This is a genomic window from Collinsella sp. CLA-JM-H32B (assembly GCF_040098065.1).
Taxonomy (GTDB): Bacteria; Actinomycetota; Coriobacteriia; order Coriobacteriales; family Coriobacteriaceae; genus Collinsella.
In genome coordinates, this window is record NZ_JBBNNA010000005.1 from 95866 (window position 1) to 113701 (window position 17836).

14 protein-coding genes are annotated in these 17836 nt (G+C 60.8%); 1 reads left to right on the forward strand and 13 read right to left on the reverse strand.

Going from position 1 to position 17836, the window contains the following annotated elements:
- Positions 1 to 13: 13 nt before the first annotated feature.
- The 7 genes from murQ to ftsE form a co-directional block, all read right to left on the reverse strand.
- Positions 14 to 937 (reverse strand): N-acetylmuramic acid 6-phosphate etherase, encoded by a 924-nt coding sequence (gene murQ, locus AAA138_RS04835; protein WP_349089762.1) that lies wholly within the window; start codon positions 935 to 937, stop codon positions 14 to 16.
- Positions 938 to 947: 10 nt separating this feature from the next.
- Positions 948 to 1799: a MurR/RpiR family transcriptional regulator gene (locus AAA138_RS04840; protein ID WP_349089763.1), complete on the reverse strand. Its 852-nt coding sequence runs from the start codon at positions 1797 to 1799 to the stop codon at positions 948 to 950.
- A gap of 197 nt (positions 1800 to 1996) precedes the next feature.
- Entirely contained in the window at positions 1997 to 2566 is a 570-nt protein-coding gene (locus tag AAA138_RS04845) for a VanZ family protein (protein WP_349089773.1), read from the reverse strand.
- Between the two features lie 120 nt (positions 2567 to 2686).
- On the reverse strand, positions 2687 to 3292 hold the full coding sequence (locus AAA138_RS04850) for a recombinase family protein (protein ID WP_349089764.1): 606 nt from the start codon (positions 3290 to 3292) through the stop codon (positions 2687 to 2689).
- Between the two features lie 174 nt (positions 3293 to 3466).
- Positions 3467 to 5602: an RNB domain-containing ribonuclease gene (locus AAA138_RS04855; RefSeq protein ID WP_349089765.1), complete on the reverse strand. Its 2136-nt coding sequence runs from the start codon at positions 5600 to 5602 to the stop codon at positions 3467 to 3469.
- A gap of 191 nt (positions 5603 to 5793) precedes the next feature.
- A complete protein-coding gene (ftsX, locus tag AAA138_RS04860) occupies positions 5794 to 6714 on the reverse strand; it encodes a permease-like cell division protein FtsX (RefSeq protein WP_343006266.1) in 921 nt (306 codons plus the stop codon).
- Complete coding sequence (gene ftsE, locus AAA138_RS04865; RefSeq protein ID WP_349089766.1) at positions 6701 to 7921, reverse strand: cell division ATP-binding protein FtsE; 1221 nt, start codon at positions 7919 to 7921, stop codon at positions 6701 to 6703. Before ftsE ends, ftsX begins: the two co-directional genes overlap by 14 nt.
- A 573-nt stretch (positions 7922 to 8494) precedes the next feature.
- On the opposite strand from ftsE, the gene AAA138_RS04870 reads away from it, so the two are divergent.
- Positions 8495 to 9676: a hypothetical protein gene (locus AAA138_RS04870; RefSeq protein ID WP_349089767.1), complete on the forward strand. Its 1182-nt coding sequence runs from the start codon at positions 8495 to 8497 to the stop codon at positions 9674 to 9676.
- A 119-nt stretch (positions 9677 to 9795) separates the two neighbouring features.
- Here AAA138_RS04870 and AAA138_RS04875 read toward each other — a convergent pair whose 3' ends face one another.
- From AAA138_RS04875 to rpmE, 6 genes are all read right to left on the reverse strand, one after another.
- Positions 9796 to 10737, reverse strand: coding sequence for a transketolase family protein (locus tag AAA138_RS04875; RefSeq protein ID WP_117735983.1), 942 nt, complete (start codon positions 10735 to 10737; stop codon positions 9796 to 9798).
- A gap of 1 nt (position 10738) precedes the next feature.
- Positions 10739 to 11569 (reverse strand): transketolase, encoded by an 831-nt coding sequence (locus tag AAA138_RS04880; protein WP_099432020.1) that lies wholly within the window; start codon positions 11567 to 11569, stop codon positions 10739 to 10741.
- Between the two features lie 207 nt (positions 11570 to 11776).
- Complete coding sequence (locus tag AAA138_RS04885; RefSeq protein ID WP_349089768.1) at positions 11777 to 12667, reverse strand: YitT family protein; 891 nt, start codon at positions 12665 to 12667, stop codon at positions 11777 to 11779.
- Between the two features lie 130 nt (positions 12668 to 12797).
- Positions 12798 to 13946, reverse strand: coding sequence for a peptide chain release factor 2 (prfB, locus tag AAA138_RS04890; RefSeq protein WP_349089769.1), 1149 nt, complete (start codon positions 13944 to 13946; stop codon positions 12798 to 12800).
- Positions 13946 to 16753 (reverse strand): preprotein translocase subunit SecA, encoded by a 2808-nt coding sequence (gene secA / locus AAA138_RS04895; RefSeq protein WP_349089770.1) that lies wholly within the window; start codon positions 16751 to 16753, stop codon positions 13946 to 13948. Before secA ends, prfB begins: the two co-directional genes overlap by 1 nt.
- 340 nt (positions 16754 to 17093) lie before the next feature.
- Entirely contained in the window at positions 17094 to 17519 is a 426-nt protein-coding gene (rpmE, locus tag AAA138_RS04900) for a 50S ribosomal protein L31 (RefSeq protein ID WP_006235303.1), read from the reverse strand.
- Positions 17520 to 17836 lie beyond the last annotated feature (317 nt).

Here is a 17836-nt window from a genome sequence, read left to right on the forward strand (position 1 = left end):
TCACGCCGTGCACCTATTGGACATCGGCATTGCTCTTCTCATGGCCACTCACCGCAGTACGGACATGGCCGTGCGCCCGTTCAAGAGCTACCGCAGCCTGCTCGGCATCGCAGTCCAACAGCACCGAGACAATAGCGGTTTTTACGTGGCCGCCGGCATCCGCAAGCGCCTGAACAGCGCGCTCGCGCGTGCAGTCGGTCGCCTCCATCACGATGTTCTGGCCGCGCACCACCAACTTCTCGTTCGTCTGCTGCACATCGACCATCAGGTTTTGGTACACCTTGCCAATCTTGACCATGGCACCGGTCGAAATCATGTTGAGAATGAGCTTTTGAACCGTTCCCGCCTTGAGCCTCGTTGAGCCGGTCAGCACCTCGGGACCAGGCACAGGCTCAATGGCAAGATCTGCGCTCTCCCCGATCTTCGACCCTTGGTTGCAGGCAATTGCAATGGTCTTGCACCCAGTTGCCTTGGCGTACACAAGGCCGCCCACCACATAAGGAGTACGACCGCTTGCCGCCAGGCCAACGACAAGATCCTTGTCCGAGAGTCCACGCTCTCGCAGGTCGTTCGCGCCAAGCTCCTCGCTGTCTTCGGCACCTTCGACAGCCTTGATAAACGCCGTCTCGCCTCCGGCAATGAGCCCGACAATCAGATCGGGTGACACGCCAAACGTGGGCGGACACTCCGAAGCGTCGAGTACGCCCAGACGACCGCTGGTACCTGCGCCCATGTAAAAGACGCGCCCGCCGCGCTCAAGCGCCTCGGCAGCCCAGTCGATTGCTGCGGCAACCTGGGGCAACACTTTCGTGACCGACTGGACGGCACGAAGATCCTCATCGTTCATCGTCGTGACGATTTGCAGCGATGTCATCGTATCGAGGTCCATTGACCTTTGATTACGCTGTTCGGTCGTGAATTTTGTTAAATCGAGCATTTCATTCACCTCATCTTTCCTGTTTCTCGATGTAGTTTTGCTTAATGACATGCGTCGCCCGTTCGTAGTCGTTGGCAACGTAAGCAGCATACAGGGCATCGACAACCATAAGCTGGGCCATACGCGAAGCCATGGCACCGCTGCGGACCAAGGGTTCACTCGCAGCGACGCCGAGCACGGCATCGGCCATGGTGGCAAGCTTGGATGATCCATCTACTTTGGTAACGGCCACGACGGGACAGTTGTGACGTTGAGCCTCGGCGGTGCAGTCCAGCACCTCTTGCGTCAAGCCCGAGTAGCTAAAGGCGATTGCCATATCGCCCTCATGCATGTTCTTGGCACACAAGAGCTGATCATGCCAGTCGTCGTACAGATGGCACTCTTTGTCGACACGCATGAGCTTTTGCGCCAGATCGTGCGCGACCAAACGAGAGGCACCAATACCGAACAGATTGACTGCGCGTGCCCGCTTAAGACGGGCCGCGCACCGCTCCAAGACGGTGTAATCGAGCGTTCGCGCCGTCGCCTCGATCGTACGCACGTTGCTTTTCATCACCTTCCCCACGATACGTTCGACGCTGTCATCCATGGAGATGTCCTCGAGGGCTACGTCTTTCTTGTCACCTAAGAGCGCCAGCTCGGCAATCAGTTCGCGCTGGAACTCCTTGTAGCCCGCAAAACCCAAACGCTTGCAAAAGCGCAAAATGCTCGAGGGCGAGGAGAACGTGACATCGGCAAGACCGCGGACGGGCAGCCCGACCACCTCGTGCGGATGAGCGCTTACATATGCGATGACATTGCGTTCCGCCGGGCTCGCGCTGAGCTCACGCTCGCGAAGCCGCAAAAGCAATCCGTTTGCCATCTCAAACACCTCCGTTGAGTAGAATTAAAGACCAACGAACGATTCGTACCGGATACAAACAGCTTTTGCGGTACATTGTGCCGCATCGTGGCGCACAAAGGGCGAGCGTTCTACCGCTCGTCCCTCAAATCCGACCGCTCGGAAATACGCGCGACACAAAATGATTCATCGAGGTCGCATCATTTGTAACAGGGTTGTTAACGGCGTCTCGCATGGGCGCCAATGGGACAGGTCGCGCGCTGAACCAGCGCGGCGGCCAACAGCACCAACAGCATGGCGACAACGTAACCCGCGGCATCGAAACCCAGGTCGATCATGTCGAAATGACGACCAGGAACAAAGATCTTGTGCACTTGGTCACCGACAGAGCAGACGGCGCAAAAGAGCAGAGCGAATACGTACCGGAATCGCGCGCACGGCAGGCACTCGCCCAGGCATGCCACTGTCGCCGAAGCAAACAGTCCTACAAAGAAGAACTCAACGGTATGTGCGACGCGACGAATGTTGGCACCCATCCACAGACGAACGGGCGCAAGCGGGTCGGGATGAACGGTGGCAGTCGTTGAGCCCGCGCCCCCGACGGCATTTCCCGCCTGGGTCTCCCCCGCAGTCTCGGACTGCACGCTGACGCTTTGTCCTTCCACCGCGCGCGCAGTGGACTCGCTGAGCGACGACGTCTGCTCCACGTTTTGCTCCGTCAGCATCCAAATACTTGCCAGCGTCACGACCAGCAGGACAACCGAAATCCATCCGACTATGTGCTTCACACGCGCCAAGGGCTAACCTCCGTCATTTTTTGAGCAGCAGCGAGTGTACCCCCAAATGCAGTTGTCGCCGTAGCGAAATCCAAAATGTTCGAATCGGGGCGCCAAAGGACCGTGGCGCCCCTACTCCATCTCGCGCATCCAGCGATCGAACGTTCCCACGCACACGCCTAGCCGCTTTGCCGCCTGACTCCGCGTGATATCACCCGCCTCGTAGGTATCGCGCACCAGCTCGAATTGCGGGGGACAGGGCTTGCGGGGCCGGCCAAAACGCACGCCGCGCGCTCGCGCCGCCGCAATGCCCTCGGCTTGGCGCCGGTGAATGTTCTCGCGCTCCACCTGCGCCACATAGCTCAGCAGCTGCAAAACAATATCGGCAATCAACGCACTCGTCACGTCCGACCCGCCACAGTCTCTGGCGCGCGTGTCGAGCAATGGCATGTCCAGCACCACGATGGCGGCGCCGAGCTCTTTGGTTATGCACCGCCATTCCTCGAGGATCTCACTGTAGTTACGGCCCAGCCGATCAATGGAAAGTACCACCAGCACATCACCGGAATCCAACGCGCACAGCAGCTCGCGATACCGCGGCCGATCGAAGTCTTTGCCGCTCGCACGATCGGCAAAGATATTCGCCGGTTCCACGCCATAGGCGCCCAGCGCATCCAGCTGCCGATTCAGATTTTGATCACGCGAGCTCACCCGCGCATACCCGTACACCGTTGTCATCTCATCCCCGCTCTCTCGAAAACCTCCCAAAAAGGAACAGGTTTATTTTGGTAGGTTTTATCTCCCCTATAGCAGGCGGAAGACGCAAGCGCGCGAGCGGCAAGGCGATTGATGCGCCACAAAAAAGGCGGCCCCAAAAGACCGCCCCGTTCTCTATCAATCACCAAATTCCGGCTAATGAATAAGCCTGAAATCCAAGTGCCCGCGCGTGGTGTTGACGCGCGAGACCTCGATGATCACACGCTGCCCCAGCTCATAGCGAGTCCCCGTGTCGGCGCCCGTGAGCGTGAGCGCGTCCTCATCAAACTCGAACCACTCGTTGCCCAGACTCTTGATCGAAACCAAACCCTCAACCTGTGTCAGATCCAGGCGCACAAAGAGGCCCATGCTGCTGACCCACGAGATCGTTCCGGCGTAGCGCTCGCCCAGGCGGTCCTCGTAGTACTGGGCGATCTTGATCTTTTGCGTCGCATGGCTGGCGGCGTCGGCCGCACGCTCGGCATCGCTGCACGCGCGGCAGATTTGCGGCAGGATGCGCGGCAGGGACTCGCGACCCTTACCGATCAGCCGCGGCGTACGTACCAAGGCGTCCTTGCCGCCGAGCTGCTCATAGGCCAACTGCAGCTTGAGTACGCGGTGCACCACCAGGTCGGGATAGCGACGGATGGGACTCGTAAAGTGACAGTAGCACGGCGCGGCAAGTGCGAAGTGGCCCTCGTTGCGCGGCTTGTACAGTGCGCGCTGCATGCTGCGCAGCAGCAACGTGTTGACGAGCGGCGCGTTGGCCGTACCGGCTGCGGCATCAACCGCCGCCTGCAGCTCGTCGGGGCTTCCCAGAGCAATGCCTGCCGCGCGACGGTCATCGATGATGCCCAGCTGTGCCAGCGCCACGGCGGCGCCGTGCAGGCTGTCGGGACTGGGATCGTCGTGCACGCGATAGCAGGCCTCGATATCGCGGTCGGCCAGCCACTCCGCCACGCACTCGTTGGCCAGCAGCATGGCTTCCTCAATCAGCGACGTGGCACACGAGCGCTCGCGCGCCACGATCCGCACGGGCACGCCGTTCTCGTCCAGCAGTGCACGGATCTCGGCCGTATCAAAGTCGACCGAACCGCGTGCGCGACGAATACGACGGCGAAGCTCGGCGAGCTCGTTGGCAGCTACGAGGAAATCCCCCAAGTCGACGTTATAGCCGCGAGCGGTTTCCTCGCACGCAAGCCCGCGCTCAAGCGCTTCCTCGCGCGAGGCTTCAACCGCGGCAACATCCTCGGCGGCACCCTCCAGCACCGAATACTCCACCGCACCGGCACGTACCAGCAGCGCCTCGGCGCCGTCGTAGTCCATGCGCACGCGCGAGCGGATCACGCTGGGATAGGGATCGTAATGGCGCACGCGACCCTGCGCGTCGAGCTCAATGTCGACGGTAAACGCCAAACGGTCCTCGTCGGGACGCAGCGAGCACAAATCGTTCGACAGGCGCTCGGGCAACATGGGCAGCACGCGATCGGCAAGATACACCGACGTCGTGCGATGGCGGGCTTCCAGATCGATATGTCCGTCCCAGGCAACATAGTGCGAAACGTCGGCAATATGGACACCCAGCTTGTAGCCACCCTCGGGCGTGCGCTCCAGCGAGATGGCATCGTCAAAGTCGCGCGCGTCGACCGGGTCAACCGTAATGACAAAGCGGTCGCGCAGGTCTCGGCGGAGCGGGTCCTTGAGTGCCGAGGCCACATCGAGCGAAAGTGCCTCGGCCTCGGTTAGCGCGGCCTCGGGATACGTATCGGTATAGCCATAGCGCGCCATCACATACTGAACGCCCAAATCGGGCGCATCATCGCCGCCAATACGGCGCTCAATCGTCACGGTGCCCGATTCCAGGCGCGTCGGATATGTCAGAATGCGCGCGACGACCGCATCACCCGGATGAACGCCCAAGCGCTCCGCCGAGGTGTCCTCCGGCAGAATAAAGAAATCGGCCTTAAGTCGAGAATCAAGCGGCTCGATCACCCCGAGCGGGCCGGCGGTCTGGTACGTGCCCACCACACTAATGGCCGCACGCTCGACGACGCCCTCGATTACGGCGCGTCGCTCGCCATGCGGGCTGTTCTTAATGCTCACGGCAACGGTATCGCCGTCCATAATCTCGCGCTTGCCGCGGCCCATGACCTTGTAGTCGCCGTTTTCGGTTACAACGTAGGCGCTATGCTCATGGAGCTGCACGCGTCCGGTCAGACTCGGGCGACGCTCGCTGCGCACCGGCCCGCGCTTATTGCGTGCTCCACGCTTATGCTTGTTATTGCGCCCCATGGCGCCTCCTTACTATCGATGGCCGTTTACACCCCAAGAGTCTACCCAAATGATCCCTAGGGGACGGCAGGATTGCGGATCGCATAGATAGACCAGCGCCACGATGATCCGTATTCCACCGTCCCCTAGGGATCAAAAAACGGGCCGCCCCAAAAGAGACGACCCGTTGAAGGAACGAATTCCAAGCACGCTTACACGCGCAGATAGCGGCGCATGGCGATGGCGGAACCAAAGAGACCGATAATGACGCCGACCAAAATCAGCGCGGCGTAGGTCACCAGGTAGTACTGCATCGGCAGCGCAAACGACATCCAGCCGATGCTCTCCTGCAGACGCGGAACCATCAGGTTACGCAGCAGCTCCAGCACGCCGATGGAAAGCAGCGAGCCCAAAATGGCCTGCAGCACGCCTTCGGTAATGAACGGCCCGCGAATGAAGCCGTTGCTTGCGCCCACCAGGCGCATGATCGCGATCTCACGACGACGCGCCGTAATGGACAGGCGAATCGTGTTGTTAATGAAAATGAACGCGATAAAGGTCAGCAGGCCGACGAGCACCACAGCGGCGATACGGATGTAGTTCGTCACCTGGAACAGGCGGCTCACTTCCTCCTGGCCGTACAGAACGCTCGCGTTAACGTCGCCGTCGTCCGCGATCTTCTGAAAATCGGCGTTCTTCTTGAGCTTCTGGGCCGTGCTCTCGACCATGGACGGATCGTCCATCTCGATGGCAAACGAAGCCGGCAGCGGGTTCTGACCGTCGAGCGCGCTCATGGTAGCGTCGGCGTTACCCGACATCTTGCTCGTGTACTCGGCCAGCGCGTCGTCCTTGTCCTTGTACGTCACGGACTTGACGTTGCTCCACGTCTTGAGCTCGGCCTCAAAGGCCTGAACATCTGCCTGGTCGGCGTCATCGCTAATAAAGGCGTTGATGACGACCTGATCCTCGACGGTGCCGATCACGGAGTTCAGCATCGCGGAACCCATAATGAACAGGCCGATGATAAACAGCGAAAGGAAAATCGTGATGACGGCGCCGAGCGAGGTGGTCCAGTTACGGAAGAAGTGGCTGATTGCCTCTTTGAGCGAGTAGCCCACGTTAGTTGGTGCCATAGTTGCCGTAACCTCCCCTCTCCTGGTCGCGGATTACGTGGCCGCCCTCGAGGGCGATCACGCGACGGTGCATGCTATCGACCATCTCGCGGTCGTGCGTAGCGACGATCACGGTGGTACCGGTGCGGTTAATGCGCTCGAGCAGCTTCATGATGCCCAGCGAAATCGCCGGGTCGAGGTTGCCCGTGGGCTCGTCGCAAATCAGCAGCGGCGGGCGGTTGACCATAGCGCGGGCAACGGCCACGCGCTGCTGCTCGCCACCGGAAAGCTGATCGGGCAGCGAGTCCATCTGGTCGGCCAGACCGACCAGACGCAGCACCTCGGGCACCTGGCTGCGAATGACGCCCTTGGGCTTGCCGATGCACTGTAAAGCAAACGCCACGTTTTCGTAGGCGGTCTTTTGCGGCAGGAGCTTAAAGTCCTGGAACACGGCGCCAATCTGACGACGCAGGAACGGAACCTTGCGGTTCTTGATCTTCATGAGATCCTGGCCGGCGACCAAAATGCGACCGCTTGTGGGCTTGACGTCGCGGTTGAGCGTCGACAGCAGCGTGGTCTTACCCGAGCCGGAGTGACCGACCAAAAAGACGAACTCGCCCGGATAGATCTCGATGTTGATGTCGTCGAGTGCAGGCTTGTTGGGCTGCGCCGGATAGATCTTGGTGACGTGCTCCATAAGGATGACGGGCTCGACACCGGCCTGCTTGGCCATCTTTTTGCGGCTGGCCTGCGGGTCGATGGGCGCAAACACCGACGTGAAGTCGGGGTTGTTGAGCGCGTTGTCGAGGCTTGCGACCTCGGCGGCCTGATCGCGCTCGACCACGGGAGCCGCAGGCTGCGTGGGGTCGGGAATGCCGGCAAAAAGACCGGACTGCGCGGGCTGCGGCGCGGGAGCCGCAGGGGCCATGGGATCGGGGATGCCGGCTATGGTGGGCTGCGGCGTGGCGGCGCTCATCTGAGGCTGAGCCACGCGAGCGGTCACCGTCTGAACGGGCTCAAAGCCAGCCGTGCCGGAAAGCGCAACATCGTTGTTGGGGTTGTAGGCAAAGGGATCTGCCGCCGGCTGTGCCTGATCTGCCGGCTGTGCGGGGATCGGGCTAAACAGCTGATCCTCTGAATCCGGAGTGGCGAAACGACTGCCCGCGACGCTCGGCTGCGTCTTGGGGGCTTCATCGCCCGCACCGGAGGTACGGAAGTGGTTACCCACTGGTGCTCCTTATCGTCGTGCGTTTAAACTACATGAGCGCTTTGTATTTTAGCAGGATTGCCTTTGCTGCACATAAGACGCACGGTTTTGCGGCTCCCACCAGCCTCTGGGTGGGGCACGCTTTGAAAACGTCCTCGCGCATGGAACCCACTTATCTTGCTCCTGCGGAGCTCCAGATAAGCGGGTTCCGCGCTGCGGATTGTTTTCAAAGCGTGCCCCACCCAGAGGCTTACGCCGACGCTACCGTTAGGAGCGTCAAGCTGATTTGCACTTTGTTGTGCTGGGCCCTTATCCCAATAGAAATCCTGCTTGATAGGGCCTCTTTAGAAGTTGCGGTGAAATAGGGACTGTTTTAGCAGTTAAAAGCCCTCATCAGTCCCTATTTCACCGCAACTAATATTGGGGGTCATTGTTGCGCAACTTTGGTTGGGGATATCGCTTTACAGTTGAGTTAGATGGATGGTTCTCGGCTTGCTGGAGGTTGATATGGTTTGTCCTTATTGTGGTGCTGAACTTGCTGATGAGGCTCGGTTTTGCGTGGGATGCGGGGCCGCGCTTGACGGGACACAGACTATGCCCGTAGCCGAGCCTGCGGTTGCGCCGGCACCCGTGGACTCGCCCGCTCCCAGCAAGAAGCCTAAGAAAGGCGTCGTGATCGCCATCGTCTTCACAGCAATACTTGTTGTTGGCGGGGGCGGCGGGCTGGCGTATCACCTGTATCAGCAGCATATCCAGGAGCAGGAGCAATATGAGTCGGCGCATTCCAAGCATGCGCTCGTGGTGAGCGTAAAGGCTGAAGGGTGGGACACCGATAACGGCGCCTCGCGTGTGCCGGTGCGTGTAAAGGGCAAGACGGTCGACGGAAAGAAGGTCGACAAGGTCGAATATGTCGCTTCTGACGGCTCGGGCATCAAGCTTATCCAGGGCAAGTACACGCTCAAGGCGGCAGGCTCCCCCATCGCCGCCGATGGCACCATCTACCAGGTGCCTTGCACAAAGGCCGAGCTCACGATCGACAACGCTTTTGCTAAGGGCGAGAAGATCGACTTGGCAGAACTCGCCGAGCAGGATTCGGTTTTGGACTTTACGCCCATCGATGCTGTCGACGTGACGGACGACGAGATCAACGACGCCGTGACGCTCGCCATGGCATACAAGGGCAAGGACGCGCCCAACGTCGATGCGCTGCAACACGCCGCAACGAACCGCCGCGACACCGCCGTCGCCGCCAAGAAAGCCGCCGAAGAGGAAGCGGCGCGCCAGGCCGAGGAACAGCGCAAAGCCGCCGCACGCCACATCGAGGCCCAAACCTTCAGCGTCGACCTGCCCGAGTACTGGGACGGCAGGGTCACGGCGAAGGTCGACGGGGATTCGATATGCTTATATTCGACCGCCTATCCAGATAAGTACATCGGCAGTCTCACCGGATACGACCACGAAGCACAGGTTGGTGGCGATGTCAGCGGCTCGTTGGTAAAGGACATCAACCTTGGCAGCGGTCACTATGTCGAGATTTGGATTCGTCGCTGGGCCTACGACGCCGCGACGGCTCATCTTTCCAAATTCTCATCGAGCTCGAGCATCTGCTCTGATGATGCCGCCCGCGAGACCCTCGACTTACAGTCCTTGGGAGCCGTCTCATTCGATACCATCGTCTCCGAAATGAAAGCAGCAGACGCGCCGGAATCCAAAACGCTCTTCAAGGCAGATGACATCTTTGCCGGCACCCTGGCCCCGACCGTAAAACCTCTCTAGCTTCTTTCCCGCCTCTCCCTAAACAAAAAGCCGGGGTGCCCCCACACAGAAGGCACCCCGGCTTATTTATTGCCAATGCGGGAACGGCCACTCTCAAGGTAAGGCCAAAGCAAAATGCCTTAGGCCAAGAACTCCTTGGTGGTCGCCACGATGTTGGCGGCGTCCAGGCCGTACTTGTGCAGGAGCTCGGCACCCGGGCCGGACTCGCCGAAGGTGTCGTTGACGCCAATCTTTTTAAGCGGCGTCGGGCACTGCTCGCACAGGACGTCGGCGACGGCGCTGCCAAGGCCACCGATCACGGAGTGCTCCTCGACGGTCACGACGTGGCCGGTCTTGGTGGCGCTCTTGACGATCAGGTCGGCGTCGATGGGCTTGATGGTGTGCATGTTGATGACCTCGGCATCGATGCCCTCGGCAGCGAGCTGCTCGGCGGCCTCGAGGGCCTCGCCGACCATCAGGCCGCAGGCGATGATAGTGACGTCGGTGCCCTCGCGCATGACGATACCCTTGCCCACCTCGAACTTGTAGGTCTCGGGGTCGTTGATAACCGGCGAGGCCAGACGGGCGAAGCGCATGTACACGGGGCCGTCGCACTCGTATGCGGCACGCGTCACGGCGCGGGCCTCGACGTCGTCGGCGGGAACAATCACGGTCATGCCGGGGATAACGCGCATGAGGGCGATATCCTCGCAGCACTGGTGCGTGGCGCCATCCTCGCCCACCGAGATACCGGCGTGCGTGGCACCGATCTTAACGTTAAGGTGCGGATAGCCGATGGAGTTGCGGACCTGCTCAAAGGCGCGGCCAGCAGCGAACATGGCAAAGCTGCTCGCGAAGGCAACGCGGCCGGTGGTCGCGATACCGGCAGCAACACCCATCAGGTTGCTCTCGGCGATGCCCACATCGAAGAAGCGGTCGGGGCAGGCCGCCTTGAACTTGCCGGTCTGCGTGGCGGCGGCCAGGTCGGCGTCGAGGACCACAAAGTCATCGTGCTCGTTGGCGAGCTCGACGAGGGCCTCGCCGTAGCTTACGCGCGTGGCGATTTTCTTGACGTCTGCCATCCTAGAGCTCCTCTCCGGCGGCCGTGAGCTCTGCCATGGCCTGCTCAAACTGTTCATCGTTGGGGGCCTTACCGTGCCAACCCACCTGGTTCTCCATAAAGGAGACGCCCTTGCCCTTCGTGGTCTCGGCGATAATGGCGGTCGGCTGACCCTTGGTAGCGCGGGCCTCGGCAAAAGCGGCGCGAATCTGATCGAAGTCGTTGCCGTCAGCGAGCTCCACCACGTGGAACTTAAAGGCGCGGAACTTGTCGGCGAGCGGCATGGGGTCGTTGACCTCCTCGACGGGGCCGTCGATCTGCAGGCCGTTGTGGTCGACGATCACGCAGAGGTTATCGAGCTGCTGGTTGCCGGCAAACATGGCGGCCTCCCAGACCTGGCCCTCCTCGCTCTCGCCATCGCCCAGCAGGGCGTAGGTGCGATAGTCGTCGCCCCAGTGTTTGGCGGCAACGGCCATGCCCACAGCGGCGGAGATGCCCTGGCCGAGCGAACCGGTGGACATGTCAACGCCCGGGGTGTCGTTCATGTTGGGATGACCCTGCAGGTGGCTGCCGATGTGGCGCAGCGTCTCGAGATCCTCCTTGGGGAAGAATCCGCGCTCAGCGAGCACGGCGTACAGTCCAGGCGCGCAGTGACCCTTGGAAAGCACGAAGCGATCGCGGTCGGCCTTGCGGGGGTCGGCCGGGTCGACGTTCATTTCCTCAAAGTACAGATAGGTCATGATGTCGGCAGCGCCGAGCGAACCGCCCGGATGGCCGGACTTGGCAGCGTGCACGCCGGTGACGATGCCCTTCCTTACCTCGTTGGCAACCTTTTTGAGCTCTTCGTCGCTCATTGTGCCTTCCTTTCATCCTCTTTAGACAAGATGCGCACGGCACAGAAGGTCGTCCCAACCCAGCCGCGATGCACGTACGCCATTCATTATGCTGGAAACTGGAAGCTTTACCAGAGTATTTATCACTATTTGAACAATTGAGCAGGCAGAACCGCTGATGAAACGGTTTATCAATGTGAACGTCTTTTGGACGGAACGCAGTCGGCCCTACGCGTTAATGTCCTTGAAGCCCTCACCGAAAGTTTCCGTAACGTCGGCCACGGTCACGATGGCGCGCGGGTCGCGCTCGCGCACGATCGTCTTGAGCGTATTGAGCTCGCGACGGCTCACGATGACCATGATCACCGGCTTCTCGGCGCCCGAGTACATACCGGTCGCCTTAAACTTGGTGCAGCCGCGGCCCAGGCCATACATGATGTCGGCCGCGATATCGGGAAACTTGTCCGAGATGATGAGCACCATACGGCGCCTGTTGCCACCATCGACCACAGCATCGATCACATAGCCGCTAATGACCATCGAAAGACCCGCATACAGCGCGTTTTCGACCGAGAAGACCGGGGCCGACAGCGCGCACACGGCAACGTCGATCGCCATGACGGTGGAGCCCACCGGTAGCGACGTATTGCGCGAGATAATCTGACCGATGGTGTCGGAGCCGCCAGTGTTGGCACCGGCGCGCAACACCATGCCGTAGCCGATGCCCGTGATAATACCGCCCCACATGGCGGGCAGCATCAGATCGGCATGTGCCAGCGGCGCCACGAACGGAGCGAACAGGTCGGTGAAAAAGCCCAACAGCACAAAGCCCGTCGCCGTCTGCACTACGTAGAACATACCGCCCGCACGCATAACCACCAGCAGCAGCAAGGCATTCATCACGATGGTTTGAATACCGACAGGCAGCGAGATGCCATGCGAGGCGCCGACCGCCTGGATAATCGTGGCGAGACCCGTAACGCCGCCGGCGGCAAGGCCGTTGGGGATCAAAAATAGATCCGTCGCGATAGCGGCCAGAGCGCAGCCCAGCATAATCTTGGGCAGATCGTGAAAGAAGTTCAGCGAAAGAATGCGCTTGATGTCCAGACGATATGCCATGCTGCCTCCCTCAAAAAAGCGCACCCAAACGAGTGCGCTTTGAACTTCTTGCTGTATTCGATTCTACCGATTCACCGAGCAAATACCACCCCTGCGAAGTGTTTGCATCGACCCGGAGCCAACCATGTGCCTAGGCGTCCGAGCCTTCCGCATCGGCGTTGCCGGTTGCCCAGCGATGGTAGCCGATCACAAACGGATCCAGATCGCCATCGTCGAGAACGGCCTCGACGTTGCTGGTCTCCACGCCCGTACGCAGGTCCTTGACCATCTGGTACGGGTAGAGCACGTAGCTGCGAATCTGGTTACCAAACCCGATCGTGGTCTTGGGTCCACGAATCTCGTCGAGCGCCTCGGCGCGCTTCTCAAGCTCGATCTCGTACAGACGGGCCTTGAGAATCTGCATGCACGCGGCCTTGTTTTGAATCTGGCTGCGCTCGTTTTGGCAAGTGACAACGATGCCGCTGGGAAAATGCGTCACGCGTACGGCGGAGTCGGTGGTGTTGACGCCCTGGCCGCCCGGGCCGCTCGCGTGATACACGTCCACGCGGATATCGTCGAGACTGATCTCGATGTCGATATCGTCAGGCAGCACGGGGATGACCTCGACGCCGGCAAAAGTGGTCTGGCGGCGCTTCTTGTCGTCGGTGGGGCTAATGCGCACCAAGCGGTGCACACCGGCCTCGGCACGCAGCATGCCAAACGCGTCCTTGCCCTCGACGGTAAAGGTCGCGCGATCAATGCCGATGACCTCGGCAGCGGGGCAGTCGTTAATCGTGACCTTCCAGCCGCGGCGCTGGCAATACTTCATGTACATCTTAAAGAGCATGAAGGTCCAGTCCTGCGCCTCCAGACCACCCTGTCCGGGCTTGATGGTCACAATCGCGTCGCCGTGATCGAACTCACCGGTAAACCAGCTCGAAAGCTCGAGCTCGTCGATAGCACGGGCCAGGCGTTCTGCCGTAGTGGCAGCCTCCTCGCGCAATGCGGCGGCATCGGGGTCGTCGCCCATCTCCTCGGCAAGCTCCAGCGCCGCGCGGGCGTCAGATAGCTCGCCGCGCGCGGTATCCACGGCAGCGATATCTTCCTTGGCGCGAGCGATCTCCTCCATGGTGGCGCGAGCGGCGTCGGCGTCATCCCAAAAGCCGGGGGCCACGCTTTTGGCCTCGAGCTCGGTCACGCGGGTGCGCTTCTCATCCAAATGAAGATACGACTCGACCTCGCCGAGCCGGTCCGCAAACGCGTCCAGCTCGGCGGGCGTTACCTCTAAAGCCTCGGCCATTAACGATTCCTGCCGTGGCAGTACTTGAACTTCTTGCCGCTGCCGCAGGGGCAAAGGTCATTGCGGCCAACGTTGACGTACGGGTCGTCGCTCTCGTCCTTGCGGTAGGTGGTCACCTTGCCGCCGTTGTTGACAGCAGCCGGGCCTCCCTGGACGGCCGTACGAGCCTGCACCTGTGCCTGTTTGCGCAGCACCGAGTTGCCGTTGTCGCCATCGACATCGGCGGGGCCGGAGAAGTGCGCACCCTCGAGCGCGGGGTCCTCTTTGTGCTCCACGGCGTGCGGGGCAGCCTTGATCTCGATGCGCAGGACGGTGCGCAGGTAATCCTCGTACATGGTGTCGACGAGCATCTGGAACGCGCCGTAGGCCTCGGTCTTGTACTCGACCAGCGGGTCGCGCTGACCAAAGCCGCGCAGTCCGATACCGGTCTTGAGGTAATCCATCTCCTGCAGGTAGTTCATCCAGCGGGTATCGATGACGCGCAGCATGACCTGGGTGTTGAGCTCGCGCATGAGGTCCTCACCCAGACGCTCGGCCTTCATGTTGTAGCACTTCTCAACGTAGGCCAGGACATCGGCAGCCAGGGCCTCGTAATCCTCGTCGGGGAACTTGGGCGTATCGATATGCCCGGTCAGCTCCACGACCCACTTGCGCAGGCCCTCGAGATCGCGCTCGCCATCGTGGCTGTCCTTGGTGCAGAACTCCTGCACGCAGCGGTACACGGTGTCGTGCATGACCTCGGTGATGTGGTCGGTCAGGTCCTTGCCATCCAGAATCTTGTTACGCTCGGCGTAGATGACCTGGCGCTGCTTGTTCATGACGTCATCGTACTCGAGGACGCTCTTACGCATGGAGAAGTTGATGCTCTCGACCTTGTGCTGGGCGCTCTCGACGGCCTTGGAGATGATCTTGTGCTGGATGGGCATGTCGTCGCCCATGTCAGCCGTGACCATCATCTTGGAGACGCGGTCCATCTTGTCGCCGCCGAACAGGCGCATGAGGTCGTCCTCGAGCGACAGGTAGAACTGAGTCTCGCCCGGATCGCCCTGACGACCGGAGCGGCCGCGCAGCTGGTTGTCGATACGACGGGACTCATGGCGCTCGGTGCCGATGACGGTCAGGCCGCCGGCGGCAAGCACGCGCTCGCGCTCGGCCTTGCAGGTCTCCTTGGCCTCGGCGTTAAACTGCTCGAGCTGCTCGGGCGTCACGTCCTCCATGGTCAGGCCCTCGTACTCAAGGCGCTCGCGCACCAGCTCGTCGGGGTTGCCGCCCAGCAGGATGTCGGTACCACGACCGGCCATGTTAGTAGCGATGGTCACGGCACCGTAGCGTCCGGCCTGGGCAACGATATGAGCCTCGCGCTCGTGATGCTTAGCGTTGAGGACCTCGTGCGCGATGCCGCGCTTGGTAAGGGCGGCCGACAGCTTCTCGGAGCTTTCGATGGAGACGGTGCCCACCAGGACCGGTTGGCCCTTGGCGTGACGTCGCTCGACGTCGTCGGCAACGGCGTTGTACTTGGCCTGGACGGTGCGGTACACCAGGTCCTCGTGGTCAACACGCTGCACGGGCTTGTTGGGGGGGATGACCTCGACGGGCAGTTTATAAATCTCACGGAACTCGGCGTCCTCGGTGAGTGCCGTACCGGTCATGCCGGAGAGCTTGTCATAGAGACGGAAGTAGTTCTGAAGGGTGATGGTGGCCAGCGTCTGGTTCTCCTCGCGCACGAGCACGCCCTCTTTGGCCTCGATGGCCTGGTGCAAGCCCTCGGAATAGCGGCGGCCTTCCATGATGCGACCAGTGAACTCGTCGACGATCTTGACCTCGCCATTAGTGACCACGTACTGCTTGTCGCGGTGGAACATGTACTGGGCCTTCAGCGCCTGCTGCAGGTGGTTGACCAGCTGGCCGGAGAGATCGGCATAGATGTCATCGATACCCAGGCGGCGCTCAATCTTCTTAAGGCCGCGCTCGGTGGCGGCGATGGTGTGCTTGGCCTCGTCCATGACGTAGTCGCCCGTGGGCTCGACGTCCTCGGTGGCGGTGAGCATGTCGTGCGACACGTCCTCGCCGCGCTCAAGGCCGCGCACGGCACGCGCGAAGTCCTTGTAGGTGCTGGCGGACTTGGTACCGGCGCCCGAGATAATGAGCGGCGTTCTGGCCTCATCGATCAAGATGGAGTCGACCTCGTCGACGATGGCGTAATGGTGACCGCGCTGCACGCGCTGCTCGGGGCGGGTGACCATGTTGTCGCGCAGGTAATCGAAACCGAACTCGGAGTTGGTGCCATAGGTGACATCGGCCTGGTAGGCCGGGCGCTTAAGCTCGAGCGGCATGTTGTTCTGGAGCAGACCGACGGTCATTCCCAGGTACTTGTAGATGCGGCCCATCCACTCGGAGTCGCGCTTTGCCAGGTAATCGTTGACGGTAACGACGTGTACGCCCTTGCCAGCAATAGCGTTGAGGTAGCCGGCCAGCGTGGAGACCAGGGTCTTGCCTTCGCCGGTCTTCATCTCGGCGATATGCCCCTCGTGCAGCGCCATGGCGCCGATGAGCTGTACATCAAAGTGACGCATGCCCGTGATGCGCTTGGAAGCCTCACGCACGGTGGCAAAAGCCTCGGGGAGCATGTCGTCGAGCGACTCGCCGTTGGCGTAACGCTCACGGAACTTATCGGTCTGGGCGCGGAGTTCCTCCTCGGTCATCTTCTCAAACTGGGGCTCAAGACCGTTGATCTGGTCGACGATCTTGTAGTAGCGCTTAAGGTCCTTATCGGATCCAAAGGACAGCAGCTTTGACATGAATCCCATGTGGTTTTCCTTTTTGGCCATCGCCCACGCCATGCAGCCTTGGGCGAGTTAAACACAGATAAATGTACTTTAGCCAAACAAGGCGCGGCCTATACGGTCGACCTCGACCGCCACGTAATAACTACGACCAACCTGCCAAAAAGGGACAGGTTTATTTTGGCAGGTTTTATCTGGGAAAACGCTGCCACTCTGCAATTTGGCGCAAGCTAACCCGTCCCCTTCGCACCAATCTGGTGCAATGGGGGCAGGCTCGTTTGCACCAATAAAAGAAAAGGGCCGCGTACCCAAATGGATACGCGGCCCTTTAGCCATGAATGCGAGCGATTCCGCGGCGAGCTATTTACTCAGCAGCCTCGGTGGTCTCGGCCTCGGCAGCGGCCTCCTCAACGGGAGCCTCTGCGGGAGCCTCGGCGGCCTGCTTGGCAGCCTCCTCGGCGAACTTAGCGGCACGCTTAGCCTTCTCGGCAGCCTTAGCCTCAGCGGCAGCCTTGCGAGCGGCCTCGGCCTCAGCAGCCTTGGCGGCCTTGGCAGCCTTGGCCTCCTCAGCCTTCTTGAGCTGGGCGGCAGCGGCGCCACCGAACTTGTCGGCGAAGCGCTGGACGCGTCCACCGGTGTCGACGAACTTCTGCTGGCCGGTGTAGAACGGGTGGCACTCGTTGCAAAGCTCGACCTTCATCTCGGACACGGTAGCGTGCGTCTTGAAGGTGTTGCCGCAGGAGCACGTCACCGTGCACTCGACATACTGGGGATGGATACCCTGCTTCATGGTAGGACTCCTTATTGGTCAGGCGCTGGTTACCGATCAGCGCATAAGGCGTCTTGGTTTCCGACCAAGACAACAAACTCGGCTATGGTACCACGGCGCCGCGTGTCCCACAAAAGGTTCACGGTCTTTTCGGAACGACACGAATCTGACCCATCGAAACACATCTCCACCGTTCCTTCAACTGGGAAAATGCCGTCCCCGGGGCCTGAGAAGGGCCCCGGGGACGTTCGACTGACTGCGGGAACGGCCTTTCCGCTCAATGTGTTCGGCTGAGATCGGAAATCAACCAAACTGAACCAGGTTCAGTTGACATGGTT

Coding starts and splice junctions, on each gene's coding strand:
- murQ (WP_349089762.1), bottom strand. CDS start 937: ATGCTCGATTTAACAAAATTCACGACCGAACAGCGTAATCAAAGGTCA.
- AAA138_RS04840 (WP_349089763.1), bottom strand. CDS start 1,799: ATGGCAAACGGATTGCTTTTGCGGCTTCGCGAGCGTGAGCTCAGCGCG.
- AAA138_RS04850 (WP_349089764.1), bottom strand. CDS start 3,292: ATGACAACGGTGTACGGGTATGCGCGGGTGAGCTCGCGTGATCAAAAT.
- AAA138_RS04855 (WP_349089765.1), bottom strand. CDS start 5,602: ATGGGGCGCAATAACAAGCATAAGCGTGGAGCACGCAATAAGCGCGGG.
- ftsX (WP_343006266.1), bottom strand. CDS start 6,714: ATGGCACCAACTAACGTGGGCTACTCGCTCAAAGAGGCAATCAGCCAC.
- AAA138_RS04870 (WP_349089767.1), top strand. CDS start 8,495: ATGCCCGTAGCCGAGCCTGCGGTTGCGCCGGCACCCGTGGACTCGCCC.
- AAA138_RS04875 (WP_117735983.1), bottom strand. CDS start 10,737: ATGGCAGACGTCAAGAAAATCGCCACGCGCGTAAGCTACGGCGAGGCC.
- AAA138_RS04880 (WP_099432020.1), bottom strand. CDS start 11,569: ATGAGCGACGAAGAGCTCAAAAAGGTTGCCAACGAGGTAAGGAAGGGC.
- AAA138_RS04885 (WP_349089768.1), bottom strand. CDS start 12,667: ATGGCATATCGTCTGGACATCAAGCGCATTCTTTCGCTGAACTTCTTT.
- prfB (WP_349089769.1), bottom strand. CDS start 13,946: ATGGCCGAGGCTTTAGAGGTAACGCCCGCCGAGCTGGACGCGTTTGCG.
- secA (WP_349089770.1), bottom strand. CDS start 16,753: ATGGGATTCATGTCAAAGCTGCTGTCCTTTGGATCCGATAAGGACCTT.
- rpmE (WP_006235303.1), bottom strand. CDS start 17,519: ATGAAGCAGGGTATCCATCCCCAGTATGTCGAGTGCACGGTGACGTGC.